Origin of the sequence: Novosphingobium sp. BW1 (genome assembly GCF_008107685.1) — a bacterium.
Taxonomy (GTDB): domain Bacteria; phylum Pseudomonadota; class Alphaproteobacteria; order Sphingomonadales; family Sphingomonadaceae; genus Novosphingobium.
In genome coordinates this window covers 97,851-110,642 of the sequence record NZ_VIRF01000078.1, presented here as the reverse complement: position 1 = coordinate 110,642, position 12,792 = coordinate 97,851, and the positions used below count along the sequence as shown (strand labels likewise).

The window sequence follows — 12,792 nt, the reverse complement described above, 5'->3', positions numbered from 1 at the left end:
ATGGATGCGGACAGCTTGCGCGCCAAGGTGTTTCGTTGCTTGGCAGGCGCCTATGGCCGCGATACCTTCGTGCGATGATACGCAACATTCCTTCAACCGCGCTCGGCGCGGTGCTCACCGCCGTCGCCCTTTACGCCATTCCCGTTACCGCCAAGCCTGTAGAGGGCGAGGGGGTGGCTTGGGAAATCACCGAGGGGCTGACCACGGAGGTCGGTCCGCGCATGGCGGGCTCCGAAGCCGAGGACCGCGCCCGCGACTGGGGCAAGGCCAAGCTCGAGGCGCTGGGCTTCCAGAACGTACGGATCGAGGAATTTGCGACGACGACCTGGCAGCGCGGGCCTGAAGAGGCACGCCTGACCGCGCCCTATCCGCAGCCGCTCGCCATCACCGCGCTGGGCTTTTCGGTGCCCACGCCCGAGGGCGGTCTGACCGCACCGCTGGTCTATTTTTCGACGCTGGAGGCGCTGGAGGCCGCCCCTAGAGGTTCGCTCAAGGGCAAGATCGCCTTTGTCGACCATGCGATGCGCCGTGCGCAGGACGGTTCAGGCTATGGACCTTATGGTAACGTGCGCCGGGCCGGGCCCGCGATGGCGTCCGAGCGCGGTGCTCTTGCCATCGTCATCCGTTCGGCGGGCACCGACAGTCATCGCAATCCGCATACCGGCGTGACTGCCTTTGGCAAGGCAAACCCGATCCCGGCGGGCGCGGTATCGAACCCCGATGCAGACCTGATCGCGCGTATCGCAGGCGGCGGCAAACCGATGGAGATCGCCCTTCGTCTTGAAGGTAGGCCGCTGGAGAATGCGACTTCAGGCAACGTGATCGCGGATCTGCCGGGGCGCGATCCCAGCCTGCCGATGATCCTGGTGGGCTGCCACCTTGATTCCTGGGACCTTGGCACCGGGGCTATCGACGATGCATCAGGCTGCGGGATCGTGACAGCCGCTGCGCTCGCCGCGCAGGACGGTGGTCAGGCCCTACGCACGATCCGCGTGCTGTGGGCGGGCGATGAAGAGCAGGGTATCTACTACAGCGGCGGCGATCACTACATGAAGCTGCACGCGAACGAGCCGCACGCGCTTGCCATGGAAAGCGATTTCGGCGCGGACCGTGTCTGGCAGGCCAAGACCCGCTTTGCGGCGGGCAACAGCGATCTTGCCGACAAGGTCAATGGTGCCGTCCTTCCGCTCGGTATCGTGCCGCACGAGGGCGCGGCCCATGGCGGCACCGACGTTGGTCCGATCATCGCCGAGCAGAAACTGGCCGTGGTCGATCTGGGCCAGGATGGCATGCACTACTTCGACCTGCACCACACCCCCGACGACACGCTGGACAAGGTCGATCCGGCCGCCCTTCAGCAGAATGTCGAGGCGTGGACCGCGGTTCTGAAAATTGTCGCGAACGAGCCCGGCGCGATCAGCGCAGTCCCGGCGCACGACGAACCCTGAGGTGAAGCCGATCGCAGCGTCTCTGCATCCGCTGCGATCGACCCGCAATTAGCCCCTAGTGGCGATGTGTTGCGCCACAGCCAGAAGCTGACGGGCCTGTTCGAGGTGGAGCAGTTCAGTCATCTTCCCCTCCACGCGGATGGCGCCCTTACCGGCGTTTTCGGGAAGATCGAAAGCCGCGATGACCGCTTCGGCCCAGGCCAGTTCCTCGGCGCTCGGGCTGAACACGGTGTTGCAGAGCTCGACTTGCGCGGGGTGAATCAGGCTCTTCCCGTCGAAGCCGAAGTCGAGGCCCTGGCGTGCCTCGGCTTCGAATACCTCGAGGTCGCGGAATTCGTTGCACACACCGTCAAGAATGGTGAGGCCGTGGAGCCGCGCGGCCGCCACCGCCTGCGCCATGAAGGGCTGGAACGGCGTACGCTCGCGCGTCAGGCGGGCGCGCATTTCCTTGGCAAGGTCATTGGTGCCCATGATCCAGAGCGAGAGGCGCGTGGTCTCGGCCATGGCCGCAAGCGGTTCCAGGTTGAGAACCGCACTGCAGGTCTCGATCATCGCCCACAGCTGCATTGCCTCTGGCGCCGTCTCAAGCGCTTCCTCGTAGCGGCCGATGTCGAGCGGTGTGGAAACCTTGGGAACGAGGACCGCGTCCGCCTTCGATCCGGAAAGCGCGGCAAGATCGTCCACGCCCCATTCGGTGTCGATCCCGTTGATGCGCACGGCAACCTCGCGGGCACCAAAGCCACCTTCCTCAAGCGCCGCAAGCGCAGCCTCGCGGGCATCTGCCTTGGCTTCGGGCGCCACGGCATCCTCAAGGTCGAGCACGACCACGTCGCAGGGCAAGGTGCGCGCCTTGGCGATGGCCCTGGCGTTCGAGGCCGGCAGGTAGAGGGCGCTGCGGCGCGGACGGATCGGGGCGTTTGCAGACATCGGTGGCTCTCCTTGTATCGGCCTCGTCCTTGGGGTGCGTGTGCGTGCGGGTCAAGCGGCCGCACGCGGCATCTTTGCGCGCAGGGCGAAGGGCAGAAGGTCCGCGCCAGATCCAATCTTCGCCTAAAGTGCTAGTGCAATCGTTTCCAATAGCGGCTAGTAAGAATGGCAAGCGCGGTCGCATCCTCCAAGACCGCGCTAAAACTACAAACAGCCTCGTGCCGGGCCTCTCTCACTCTCTCCTGTTCGGCACGGGAAAACTCCGAGGGTCGCCCCACCGCCCCGTTCACCTCGCCCACGTGCGAAGATGAACGGGGCGGTTTCTCTTTGAGGTAGGGCAGTCCCTGCCGTACAGGCTGGACAGTGGCGCGCCCACGCGCCAGAGTGGCCTCATGCGCAAAATGATCCTCCCGCTCGCCGCTTTCGGGCTTTCCGTATTCTCCATGTCGGCGCACGCCGCTCTTCCTGTCGGGGCGAAGGCGCCAGCGTTCGTGACCAAGGGTGCGAAGGCGGGAAAGGAGACGACTTTCGATCTCTCTGCAGCGCTGCGCAAGGGGCCGGTGGTCTTGTACTTCTACCCCAAGGCGTTCACGCAAGGGTGCACGCTGGAGGCCCACGCCTTCGCCGAGGCGACCCCCGAATTCGCCAGATTGGGCGCGACGGTCGTGGGCCTATCGGGGGATGACCTCCCGACGCTCAAGAAATTCTCTACCGAGGAATGCCGCGATAAGTTTGCCGTCGCCATCGCCCCGCCCAAGGTCATCAAGGACTACGACGTCGCCCTCAAGGTCGACGGGCTTCCCGATGGCTTGACCCAGCGCGTCAGCTACGTGATCGGGCAGGATGGCAAGGTCGTCATGGTGCATTCGGACAGTGACTACCGCGACCACGTCAAGCTGACGATGGCGGCGGTGAAGAAGCTCGCCCGCTAATCACAAGCGACACATGCCTGTCTCGCCGCGATGATTTATGGGCGAGGGGCTTGAACACTGCGCCTGTCCGCGGATATGGGGCTGCCTTTCCGGCTCGTCTCGTCGCGGGCGGCTTTGCATTCCGCGTGGCGCCCGCTAGGGCGCGTGCACAATCTGATTTGGAGTATCGCGCCATGCGTGCCGAGGGGCAGGCCCACATTGACCGTATCGAAAAAGCGCTCGCTCTCGTGCGCAAGTCGCTCGATTGGGAGCGCGCGCTGCGGCGATTCGATGAGCTGAACGCGCGTGTCGAGGATCCCACGCTCTGGGACAACCCCAAGGAAGCCGAGGCAGTCATGCGTGAGCGTCGCCGCCTCGAGGCTTCGATCGGTGCGGTCAACGAGATCACCGCCGAGATGAACGATGCAGTCGAGTTCGTGGAACTTGGGGAGATGGAAGGTGATGACGAAACCATCGCCGAAGGTCTTTCTACCCTGTCCGAACTGGCCGCGCGTGCCGATCGCGACAAGATCCAGGCGCTGCTCTCGGGTGAGGCTGATGCCAACGATACCTATCTCGAAGTCCATGCCGGTGCCGGCGGGACCGAGAGCCAGGACTGGGCGCAGATGCTCCAGCGCATGTATACCCGATGGGGTGAGCGCAAGGGGTTCAAGGTCGAGCTGGTCGAATACCACGCAGGCGAAGCGGCGGGCATCAAGAGCTGCACGCTTCTGCTCAAGGGCGAAAACGCGTACGGCTGGGCCAAAACCGAGAGCGGCGTCCACCGCCTCGTACGCATCAGCCCCTATGACAGTTCGGCGCGCCGCCACACCAGCTTCTCTTCGGTCTGGGTCTACCCGGTGATTGACGACACCTTCGAGATCGACATTAATCCGGCCGACCTCAAGATCGACACCTACCGCGCTTCGGGCGCGGGCGGGCAGCACGTCAACACGACGGATTCGGCCGTGCGCATCACCCACCAGCCCTCGGGCATCGTGGTGGCGAGCCAGATCGACCGTTCGCAGCACAAGAACCGCGAAATCGCGATGGGCATGCTCAAGTCGCGTCTATTCGAGGAAGAAATGCGCAAGCGCGAGGAAGCCGCCAGTGCCGAGCACGCGAGCAAGAGCGACATTGGCTGGGGCCACCAGATCCGCTCTTACGTTCTGCAGCCTTACCAGCAGGTCAAGGATTTGCGCACCGGCGTCGTCTCGACGGCGCCGGACGATGTTCTCGATGGCGAACTCGACCCCTTCATGGCCGCCGCGCTTTCGCAGCGCGTGACCGGCGAGAAGGTCGAAATCGAAGACGTCGACTGAGATCGACGCGCGAGAAAGCGGTGTCAGTGCGAGATGCGGGGAGGGCCGGAAGGTCGGCCCCCTTTCAGGGCTTTGCCAAGCCGAAGCGAACGCGGTACACCAGCGCAATGCTGCGTTCCTCGCGTAAGTTCTGGCCTCGCCTGATGCGGTCTCAGAAGGCCAGGCTGATCTCATCTGGATTGCTGCTGTGCGCAGCTTCGGCCCTGGCGGCCTGCACACAGAGCGAGGCCGATCCGGATCGTCCGGCCACTTCGCGCGACTTTCCGGTGCCGGACCGCCCGATCTCTCCGGGGGGCTCGACGGCCTTTTCCAACGAAGTCCAGCGCGACAGCGTCAACGAAGCAAAGGTCGTGATGGACCTTGCCCGGATTTCCAAGGGCATGACGGTTGCCGACATCGGTGCAGGCGATGGCTACTACACGGTGCGTCTGGCGCAGCGGGTCGGTTCGACCGGGCGAGTGCTGGCCGGCGATATCGACCCCGAAGTCATCCAGAAGCTGGGCCTTCGCGTGGAGCGTGAAAGGTTGGAGAATGTCTCCATCAAGTTGGGGACACCCGACGATGCACGCTTGCCGGAAAACAGTTTCGACCGCATCTTCTTGGTTCACATGTACCACGAGGTTAGCGAGCCATATGCCTTCCTTTGGCGCCTGCGACCGGCGTTGCGTGAAGGGGGCAAGGTCATCGTCGTGGATGTCGATCGCTCGACAGGTGAACATGGCATGCCGCCGGAACTTCTCTTCTGCGAATTTGCAGCGGTAGGCTTCCGTTTGAGCCAATTTGTCCGTAAGCCTGAGCTCCAGGGCTACTACGCGCAGTTCGAAGCTTCCGGAGGACGACCGGGACCGGAAGCGATCGTGCCGTGCCGTATGTCCAGTGAGGCGGACACGGAATAGCTCTGTATCAGGGTTCAGGTAGGAAAATTCCATTCACGGGCGTTGAATGGTTACACCGACTTCTTAAGTCGGAGTTTGACGCCGAGGGGGAAAGATAAGAATTACGATGGGTTTCAAGGGTTTAAAGCCGATTAACTATGGTGGACGTGAAGTCTGGCCGCTGATTGAAGGCGGTAAAGGCGTCTCGGCCACCAACCATATGAGTTCGGGTGCCTGGGCGGCAGCGGGTGGCATCGGCACGGTCAGTGCTGTCAACGCCGACAGCTACGACGCCGACGGCAAGATCGTTCCACAGGTCTACAATGCACTGACCCGCAAAGAGCGCCACGAGGAACTGATCCGCTATGCCATTGATGGCGGCGTCGAGCAGGTCCAGCGGGCGTACGAGATTTCCAACGGCCAAGGCGCGATCAATATCAACGTCCTTTGGGAAATGGGCGGTGCGCAGCAGGTGCTCGAAGGTATCCTCGAAAAGACTCCCGGTCTTGTGACCGGCGTGACCTGCGGGGCGGGCATGCCTTATCGCCTGTCCGAGATCGCGGCACACTACAACGTCAACTATCTCCCTATCGTCAGTTCAGGCCGTGCCTTCCGCGCGCTTTGGAAGCGGGCGTACCACAAGGTCGCGGACCTGATGGCAGCGGTAGTGTATGAAGATCCTTGGCTCGCAGGCGGTCACAACGGACTTTCGAACGCGGAAGATCCGCTCAAGCCGGAAGATCCCTATCCGCGCGTGAAGGCGCTGCGCGACGTGATGCGCAAGGAAGGCATTTCGGACGACGTGCCAATCGTGATGGCGGGCGGTGTATGGTATCTGCGCGACTGGGAAAACTGGATCGACAACGCCGAGCTGGGCAGCATTGCCTTCCAGTATGGCACGCGCCCGCTGCTGACCACGGAAAGCCCGATCCCGCAGGCCTGGAAGGACGCACTGCGCGACCTCGAACCTGGTGATGTGCTGTTGCACCGTTTCTCGCCGACCGGCTTCTACTCTTCGGCCGTGCGCAATCCGTTTCTGCGTCTGCTCGAAGCGCGTTCGGAGCGCCAGATCCCCTACTCGAAGGTCGAGGCGGGTGAGCACACCGTGCGTCTCGACGTCGGCGTGAAGGGCAAGAATTTCTGGGTCACCCCCAAGGATCTCGAACGGGCGCGTGCCTGGGCGCAGCAAGGGTTCACCGACGGCCTGCGGACGCCTGACGACACCATCGTTTTCGTGGCTCCGGACGAGCGCGACGAAATCCGCAAGGATCAGGCTGACTGCATGGGCTGCCTCTCGCACTGCGGTTTCTCGTCGTGGAAGGACCATGACGATTATACGACCGGCCGCCTGGCCGATCCGCGCAGTTTCTGCATCCAGAAGACGCTTCAGGACATTGCCCACGGCGGACCGGTGGAAGAGAATTTGATGTTCGCGGGTCATGCTGCCTACAACTTCAAGCAGGATCCCTTCTACTCGAACGGCTTCACACCGAGTGTGAAAGAACTGGTGGATCGCATCCTGACCGGCGACTGATCGGCTGCAGAAATTGGCAAGAAAGCCCTGCAAGATTCTGATCTTGCAGGGCTTTTATTTTTTAGAATCCGTCTGTCGTGGCGATGTCGAGACCTTGGTCGATGCGCTCCTGCGATGGGCGCATCGGTCGAACGAGGGAAACCATGGTCGCCAGAATGAGCGTGGTCCCTGCAATCCAGACCGTGGCTATTGCGAGTGTCCCGGCCTGTCCGATCAGCTGATCCATCGCGCTGGTGCCGGAGGGGTGTCCTGTGCCACCCAGCGCAGGCTGGATGAACGGCACCGCGAGCAGGCTGCCGCACGCTCCGCCCCCTGCAAACACGCTGGCGAGCACGCCAGCATCCCCCAGGCGGGTCCGGGCTTGCAGTGCCCTGGCAAGACCGTAGCTCACCGCTGTACCGATCATGCCGATTACGAGGGCACCGCCGGGCGATACGTAGCCCGCCGCAGGCGCAATGCAGGCGAGGCCACAAAGAATGCCGCGAGCGAGGGAAAGCGGCCCCGGCGGGCGCTTCGTGGCAAGTCCCAGAAGCAGCCACGTCATAGCCCCTGCCGCGGCACCCAGCATCGTTGCCAGCATGGCTGCGGCGGCATCGTCGTTGCCGGTAAACGCCTGCCCACCACTCGCCGCGATACGTCCGACGAGGAAAAGTGCGGCTCCGAGAAGAACAAGCAGAAGGCCCAGTGGCGATAGCGGGGAGGGGGCTGGTTCGCGCTCCGCACTCATGAGCGCGAGGACGAGTCCGCTCACTCCGGCGGCTACGCCGATCACGATGCCCCCGTTCCAGTCAATCGGGGCAAATCTCTTCGAGATCCAGCCACCTCCCCAGATTGCGTGGGCCAGCGGAGCGTAGGCGACCAGGGACCACAGCGGGGCAAAGAGCATGAACCAGCCGGTGTTTATGCGGCCGGATCGGAACGCGACCAGGGTCGCGACTGGCAGAAGTGTCGAGGTTGTCTGAAAGAGCGCAAAGCCACTCTCGGGGATGCTTGAAGCTGCGCGCAGATTGCCAAATTCACGTAGCATCCATGCGTTTCCGGCGCCAAGCCAACCCTCTGTTTCATGGCCGAAGGCAAGCGTGTAGCCCGCGACCGCCCAGGCAAGCGCGCTGGCGAGTACCGCGCCCGTGCCCTGGTACAAAGTTGTGACCTGGTTACGCCCGCGCGCCTGACCGCAAGCGAAGAGTAAAAAGCCGGGAAGCGTCGCGGCAAGTGCGAGTACGCTCGCGGCCAGGGTCCAGGCCGTATCGCCCGTATCGGCGAGATCGAGCGCTCCGCTCTGGGCAAAGGCGGGTCGGGAAATGGTGGCAAGGAAGACGCTCAAGCCCAAAATGGCGAGGCGGTGCCCGGCCTTTCCGATCTGTTTGTCTGCGCGCCCCATCCCGTTCATGCCTCTATCTCGTGGCAACACCATTTAAGGCGTCACTTAGAGCATGGGAATGGTTAACGCCAAGCGCACATCGATCACGCCGACGTCAGTCGATCTCGGGTAGGACCTGGTCGGGCGGGCGGTGGCCATCGACCCAGAAGCGGATATTGGCGATGATCTTGTGACCAGCGGTCTCTCGCCCTTCAAAGGTCGCGCTGCCAAGGTGGGGCAGGGCAACAAGATTGGGCGCTGCGAGAAGTCGCGGGCTTACCTCCGGCTCGTGTGCGAAGACGTCCAGCCCGGCACCCGCGATCCGCTCCTGTTCCAGCGCTTCGGCAAGGGCGTCTTCGTCGATCAGGCCGCCCCGGCCGGTATTGATTATGCAGGCGGTGCTCTTCATGCCCGCGATCTGTGCAGCGTCGACAAGGTGATGCGTCGCAGCGGTCAACGGGCAATGGAGGCTCACGGCATCGGACGTGGCGAACAGCCGTTCTATCTCGGGCTCGAAGGAAGCCGAAAGCATGTTCTCGAGCGCTTCGGGCAGGCGGTGACGATTGTGGTAGACGATGTTCATGCCAAAGGCCCGCGCACGGTGGGCGACGGCCTGCCCGATCCGTCCCATGCCCACGATGCCCAGCGTCTTGCGCGACAGGCTATGGCCCAGCATGCTGGTTGGTCCCCAGCCTTCCCAGGCACCGTTTTGCAGGGTCTGCATGCCGGCCTTGAAGCGCCGCATGGTCAGTATGAGCAGTGCCAATGTAAGGTCTGAGGTGTCATCGGTGAACACACCCGGGGTGTTTGTGACGAGAATGCCCCGCGCCCGCGCTGCTGCGAGGTCGATATGCTCTGTTCCTGCTCCGAAATTGGCAATCATGCCAAGGTTCGGTCCGGCCGATTCGATTAGATCCCGGTCGATCGTGTCGGTCACCGTGGGAACGAGGACATGGCAATGGGCCATCGCCGCGCGCAGTTCATCTCGGGAGAGGGGGGTGTCAGGCGTGTTGAGATCGGCATCGAACAATTCGCGCATGCGCTCTTCGACCGCAGGGGCGAGCCGACGGGTCACGACGACCGAGGGGCGTGTGGGAAGCGGCAGACGAGCGGTAATATCGGATGCAGACATGGCGTCTTTAGGCTATCGCGCTGTGCAGTCGCGCGGTCAAGGCGTCTTGATGAATCCGCGTTCCGGGAAGTAAGTCAGAACCATGTTGCGCAAATACTCGATCCTGGCTGCGCTTGCGGCCCTGTGCATCTGTCCTTCGTTCGCGCATGCTGCCGACGAGGACGAAGTGCCCTACTGGGCGTCCATCGACGTTGACGAAGCAAACATGCGCGTGGGACCCGGCAACAGCTTTCGTATCGATTGGGTCTATCGGCGCTTGCATCTGCCGGTGAAGGTCATCCGGCGCGAGGGCCCATGGCGCCAGGTGGAAGATCCCGACGGTGCACGGGGCTGGATGCGCGACCTTTTGCTTTCACGTCAGCGTGGGGCCATCGTGCGCGGCGAAGACCTCATCGAAATGCACGCGGAGCGCGGTGAGGCTGCCCCTGTCCTGTGGCAGGTCGAGCCGGGTGTTGTCGGCCTCCTCGGCGATTGCGAGGCGGGGTGGTGTGAGCTGGATATCCAGGGGCATCGCGGTTGGGTGCCTGAAAGCAGCCTATGGGGTGCGGGCACGCCCTGAGGAGCAGGCTGGTATGGTAACGAAAAAGCCGCCCGGAGGAGAACCATCCGGGGGGCTTTTTTCGTCGACCGGGCCAGGGCAGATCAGGCCAGTTCAACCGCGATCGCGGTGGCTTCACCGCCGCCGATGCACAGCGAGGCGATACCCTTCTTGAGGCCGCGGCTCTTGAGGGCGTTGATGAGGGTGACGATGATGCGCGTGCCCGAAGCGCCGATGGGGTGGCCAAGTGCGGTCGCACCGCCGTTCACGTTCACCTTGTCGTGCGTGATCCCGAGGTCTTTCATCGCGAACATGGCGACGCAGGCAAAGGCTTCGTTGACCTCGAAGAGATCGACGTCCGAGATGCTCCATCCCGTCTTCGCAAGCAGCTTCTCGATCGCGCCGACAGGGGCGGTGGTGAAGTCCTTGGGCTCCTGTGCGTGGGCTTCCACGGCAACGACAGTGGCAGCCGGCGAGAGGCCCTTGGCCTCGGCAACGCTTTTTCGGGTGAGCACAAGCGCGGCCGCGCCATCCGAGATCGAGCTCGACGAAGCGGCCGTGATCGTGCCGTCCTTGGCAAAGGCCGGTCGCAAGGTCGGGATCTTGTCGGGCTTGCCCTTGGGCGGCTGCTCGTCGGTATCGACGATGGTGTCGCCCTTGCGGCTCTTGACGGTGATGGGGACGACCTCGTCGGCGAACGCGCCGGTGGTGATGGCCTTGTTGGCGCGGCGCAGCGACTCGATGGAGTAATCGTCCTGCATCTCGCGTGTGAGCTGGTAGTCGTTGGCGGTGACCTGTGCGAACGAGCCCATCGACGCGCCCTCATAAGCATCCTCGAGGCCGTCGAGGAACATGTGGTCGTAGATCGTGTCGTGACCGGCACGCGCGCCCGAACGATGCTTTTTGGAAAGGTATGGGGCATTGGTCATCGATTCCATGCCGCCTGCGATGACAAGGTCGATTGAGCCCGAGGCAAGGGCCTCTGCGCCCATGATGACGGTTTGCATGCCCGAGCCGCAGACCTTGTTGACCGTCGTTGCCTGTACCGACTTGGGAAGGCCCGCCTTGAGCGCTGCCTGGCGGGCAGGGGCCTGGCCAAGACCGGCCGGCAGCACACAGCCCATGTAGATGCGCTCGACATCCTCCCCGGCAACGCCCGCGCGTTCGACCGCAGCCTTGACGGCAGTGGCGCCGAGTTCGGTAGCATCGACCCCGGCAAGAGCGCCCTGCAGGCCGCCCATCGGGGTGCGTGCGTAGGAGAGTACGACAATGGGATCGGAAGCGGAAATCTGGGTCATGGCGTAGAGCCTTCCTGCCTTAATACGGTTCGCGTTCTTATTCGATAATGTTGCGCTGCGCCATTTTCAACGCTGCTTCTTGCAACAACGCCCCGGTGGTGCCCCTGGTGCGGCGCGGGGAGGGCAATGCCTCTGGCGAGGAGAACAACCCAAATCCGATCTTTCATGTGTCAGATAAAATGCAATTGACTCGCAATAGCTATTCTGTGTGCGGCTTGCAATAAAAGAGAGGCGAATCGAACCGCATTTGGCTTGCAAAAAGTTCACCCTGCTGTGCGCACTATTGCAGATTGTTTCCTCCAATTGACCCGATAAGATCGCTACGGGCCTAGATCTGCTGCGGTTTTGCGTCTTTTTGTTGCAGTGCGATGGACGGGAAGGGAATAATCCTGACGGACACCTTGCGGTGTGCGGAGGGACGGCCTAAGGACCCGCTCAACGCCCGGAAACCACACACGGTGCCATAATGCGGCTCTGCCGCCACCCGGTAAGAGGCCAGAGACCATTGACTGATCTGTCGCAATATCTGCCGATATTCATTTTTCTCGCGATCGCGCTCGCCCTGTCTGCGATCATCGTGTTCCTGCCTATTGGCGTGGCGCACCTTACGGGGTCTGCCAAGCCGAATGCGGATAAGCTGAGCGAGTACGAGTGCGGTTTCCCCGCATTCGAGGATCCGCGCAGCCAGTTCGACGTGCGCTTCTATCTCGTTGCGATCCTTTTTATCGTGTTCGACCTTGAAGCCGCGTTCCTGTTCCCCTGGGCCGTCTCGCTCGACCTGACTGGTTGGGCTGGTTGGGGTACGATGATGGTGTTCCTTGGTGAACTGGCCATTGGCCTCGCCTATGCATGGAAAAAGGGAGCTCTGGACTGGGAATGAGCACGCTCGTCAACGCATCCGGACAGCCGCTGGCGTCGGGCCAGAGTGGCCAGGTGGCCGCCCCCGATCAGGCGTTTTTCAACGATCTCAATCAGGAAGTTTCTGACAAGGGCTTCCTCGTAACCTCGACCGAGGAACTGTTCCAGTGGGCCCGTACCGGCTCATTGTGGTGGATGACCTTCGGTCTTGCTTGCTGTGCGGTCGAGATGATCCACGTGAACATGCCGCGCTACGATATGGAGCGCTTCGGAGCTGCCCCGCGCGCTTCGCCGCGCCAGTCCGACGTAATGATCGTCGCGGGCACACTGTGCAACAAGATGGCCCCGGCGCTGCGCAAGGTCTATGACCAGATGTCGGAGCCCAAGTACGTCGTCTCGATGGGCTCGTGCGCAAACGGCGGCGGCTATTACCACTACAGCTACAGTGTCGTGCGTGGTTGTGACCGCATTGTTCCGGTCGACATCTATGTCCCGGGCTGCCCGCCGACCGCCGAGGCGCTGCTCTATGGGGTGATGCAGCTGCAGCGCAAGATCCGCCGCGTCGGCACGATCGAGCGTTGAGAGGAAG

Annotated in this window: 12 protein-coding genes; 8 read left to right on the top strand and 4 right to left on the bottom strand. The window is 62.8% G+C overall.

Annotation, left to right across the window (positions count from 1 at the left end):
• Window positions 1–74: 74 nt before the first annotated feature.
• The gene (locus FMM79_RS12800) at window positions 75–1,448 is read left to right on the top strand and encodes a M28 family peptidase (RefSeq protein WP_148627855.1); all 1,374 of its coding nucleotides are present in this window, start codon (window positions 75–77) and stop codon (window positions 1,446–1,448) included.
• Between the two features lie 48 nt (window positions 1,449–1,496).
• On the opposite strand, the gene FMM79_RS12795 is transcribed toward FMM79_RS12800, so the two are convergent.
• Entirely contained in the window at window positions 1,497–2,375 is an 879-nt protein-coding gene (locus tag FMM79_RS12795) for a CoA ester lyase (RefSeq protein ID WP_148627854.1), read from the bottom strand.
• Window positions 2,376–2,767: 392 nt separating this feature from the next.
• Here FMM79_RS12795 and FMM79_RS12790 point away from each other — a divergent pair, with 392 nt between their 5' ends.
• From FMM79_RS12790 to FMM79_RS12775, 4 genes are all read left to right on the top strand, one after another.
• The gene (locus tag FMM79_RS12790) at window positions 2,768–3,307 is read left to right on the top strand and encodes a peroxiredoxin (RefSeq protein WP_148627853.1); all 540 of its coding nucleotides are present in this window, start codon (window positions 2,768–2,770) and stop codon (window positions 3,305–3,307) included.
• Window positions 3,308–3,480: 173 nt separating this feature from the next.
• The gene (gene prfB, locus FMM79_RS12785) at window positions 3,481–4,608 is read left to right on the top strand and encodes a peptide chain release factor 2 (protein WP_148627852.1); all 1,128 of its coding nucleotides are present in this window, start codon (window positions 3,481–3,483) and stop codon (window positions 4,606–4,608) included.
• 143 nt (window positions 4,609–4,751) lie between these two features.
• On the top strand, window positions 4,752–5,504 hold the full coding sequence (locus FMM79_RS12780) for a class I SAM-dependent methyltransferase (protein ID WP_148628111.1): 753 nt from the start codon (window positions 4,752–4,754) through the stop codon (window positions 5,502–5,504).
• Between the two features lie 106 nt (window positions 5,505–5,610).
• Window positions 5,611–7,017 (top strand): nitronate monooxygenase family protein, encoded by a 1,407-nt coding sequence (locus FMM79_RS12775; protein WP_148627851.1) that lies wholly within the window; start codon window positions 5,611–5,613, stop codon window positions 7,015–7,017.
• A gap of 61 nt (window positions 7,018–7,078) precedes the next feature.
• On the opposite strand, the gene FMM79_RS12770 is transcribed toward FMM79_RS12775, so the two are convergent.
• Both FMM79_RS12770 and FMM79_RS12765 read right to left on the bottom strand, forming a co-directional pair.
• Window positions 7,079–8,407 carry an ammonium transporter gene (locus FMM79_RS12770; protein WP_162528507.1) on the bottom strand — a complete coding sequence of 443 codons (1,329 nt, stop codon included), beginning with the start codon at window positions 8,405–8,407 and terminating at the stop codon, window positions 7,079–7,081.
• An 85-nt stretch (window positions 8,408–8,492) separates the two neighbouring features.
• Window positions 8,493–9,509, bottom strand: coding sequence for a D-glycerate dehydrogenase (locus FMM79_RS12765; RefSeq protein WP_148627849.1), 1,017 nt, complete (start codon window positions 9,507–9,509; stop codon window positions 8,493–8,495).
• An 82-nt stretch (window positions 9,510–9,591) separates the two neighbouring features.
• Between FMM79_RS12765 and FMM79_RS12760 the strand changes: the two genes are divergently transcribed.
• Window positions 9,592–10,068, top strand: coding sequence for an SH3 domain-containing protein (locus FMM79_RS12760; protein WP_148627848.1), 477 nt, complete (start codon window positions 9,592–9,594; stop codon window positions 10,066–10,068).
• Window positions 10,069–10,151: 83 nt separating this feature from the next.
• Here FMM79_RS12760 and FMM79_RS12755 read toward each other — a convergent pair whose 3' ends face one another.
• Window positions 10,152–11,345 (bottom strand): acetyl-CoA C-acyltransferase, encoded by a 1,194-nt coding sequence (locus tag FMM79_RS12755; protein ID WP_148627847.1) that lies wholly within the window; start codon window positions 11,343–11,345, stop codon window positions 10,152–10,154.
• Between the two features lie 505 nt (window positions 11,346–11,850).
• Here FMM79_RS12755 and ndhC point away from each other — a divergent pair.
• Together ndhC and FMM79_RS12745 are read left to right on the top strand one after the other, a co-directional pair.
• Window positions 11,851–12,225 carry an NADH-quinone oxidoreductase subunit A gene (gene ndhC / locus FMM79_RS12750; RefSeq protein ID WP_148627846.1) on the top strand — a complete coding sequence of 125 codons (375 nt, stop codon included), beginning with the start codon at window positions 11,851–11,853 and terminating at the stop codon, window positions 12,223–12,225.
• A complete protein-coding gene (locus FMM79_RS12745; protein ID WP_371710920.1) occupies window positions 12,216–12,785 on the top strand; it encodes an NADH-quinone oxidoreductase subunit B family protein in 570 nt (189 codons plus the stop codon). The genes ndhC and FMM79_RS12745 overlap by 10 nt, the downstream gene beginning before the upstream one ends.
• Window positions 12,786–12,792 lie beyond the last annotated feature (7 nt).

What these genes read in the sequence shown, in the direction of transcription:
- FMM79_RS12780 (WP_148628111.1), top strand. Translation starts at nt 4,752, where the DNA reads ATGCGGTCTCAGAAGGCCAGGCTGATCTCATCTGGATTGCTGCTGTGC.
- FMM79_RS12775 (WP_148627851.1), top strand. Translation starts at nt 5,611, where the DNA reads ATGGGTTTCAAGGGTTTAAAGCCGATTAACTATGGTGGACGTGAAGTC.
- FMM79_RS12760 (WP_148627848.1), top strand. Translation starts at nt 9,592, where the DNA reads ATGTTGCGCAAATACTCGATCCTGGCTGCGCTTGCGGCCCTGTGCATC.
- FMM79_RS12755 (WP_148627847.1), bottom strand. Translation starts at nt 11,345, where the DNA reads ATGACCCAGATTTCCGCTTCCGATCCCATTGTCGTACTCTCCTACGCA.
- FMM79_RS12800 (WP_148627855.1), top strand. Translation starts at nt 75, where the DNA reads ATGATACGCAACATTCCTTCAACCGCGCTCGGCGCGGTGCTCACCGCC.
- FMM79_RS12790 (WP_148627853.1), top strand. Translation starts at nt 2,768, where the DNA reads ATGCGCAAAATGATCCTCCCGCTCGCCGCTTTCGGGCTTTCCGTATTC.
- FMM79_RS12770 (WP_162528507.1), bottom strand. Translation starts at nt 8,407, where the DNA reads ATGAACGGGATGGGGCGCGCAGACAAACAGATCGGAAAGGCCGGGCAC.
- FMM79_RS12765 (WP_148627849.1), bottom strand. Translation starts at nt 9,509, where the DNA reads ATGTCTGCATCCGATATTACCGCTCGTCTGCCGCTTCCCACACGCCCC.
- FMM79_RS12795 (WP_148627854.1), bottom strand. Translation starts at nt 2,375, where the DNA reads ATGTCTGCAAACGCCCCGATCCGTCCGCGCCGCAGCGCCCTCTACCTG.
- prfB (WP_148627852.1), top strand. Translation starts at nt 3,481, where the DNA reads ATGCGTGCCGAGGGGCAGGCCCACATTGACCGTATCGAAAAAGCGCTC.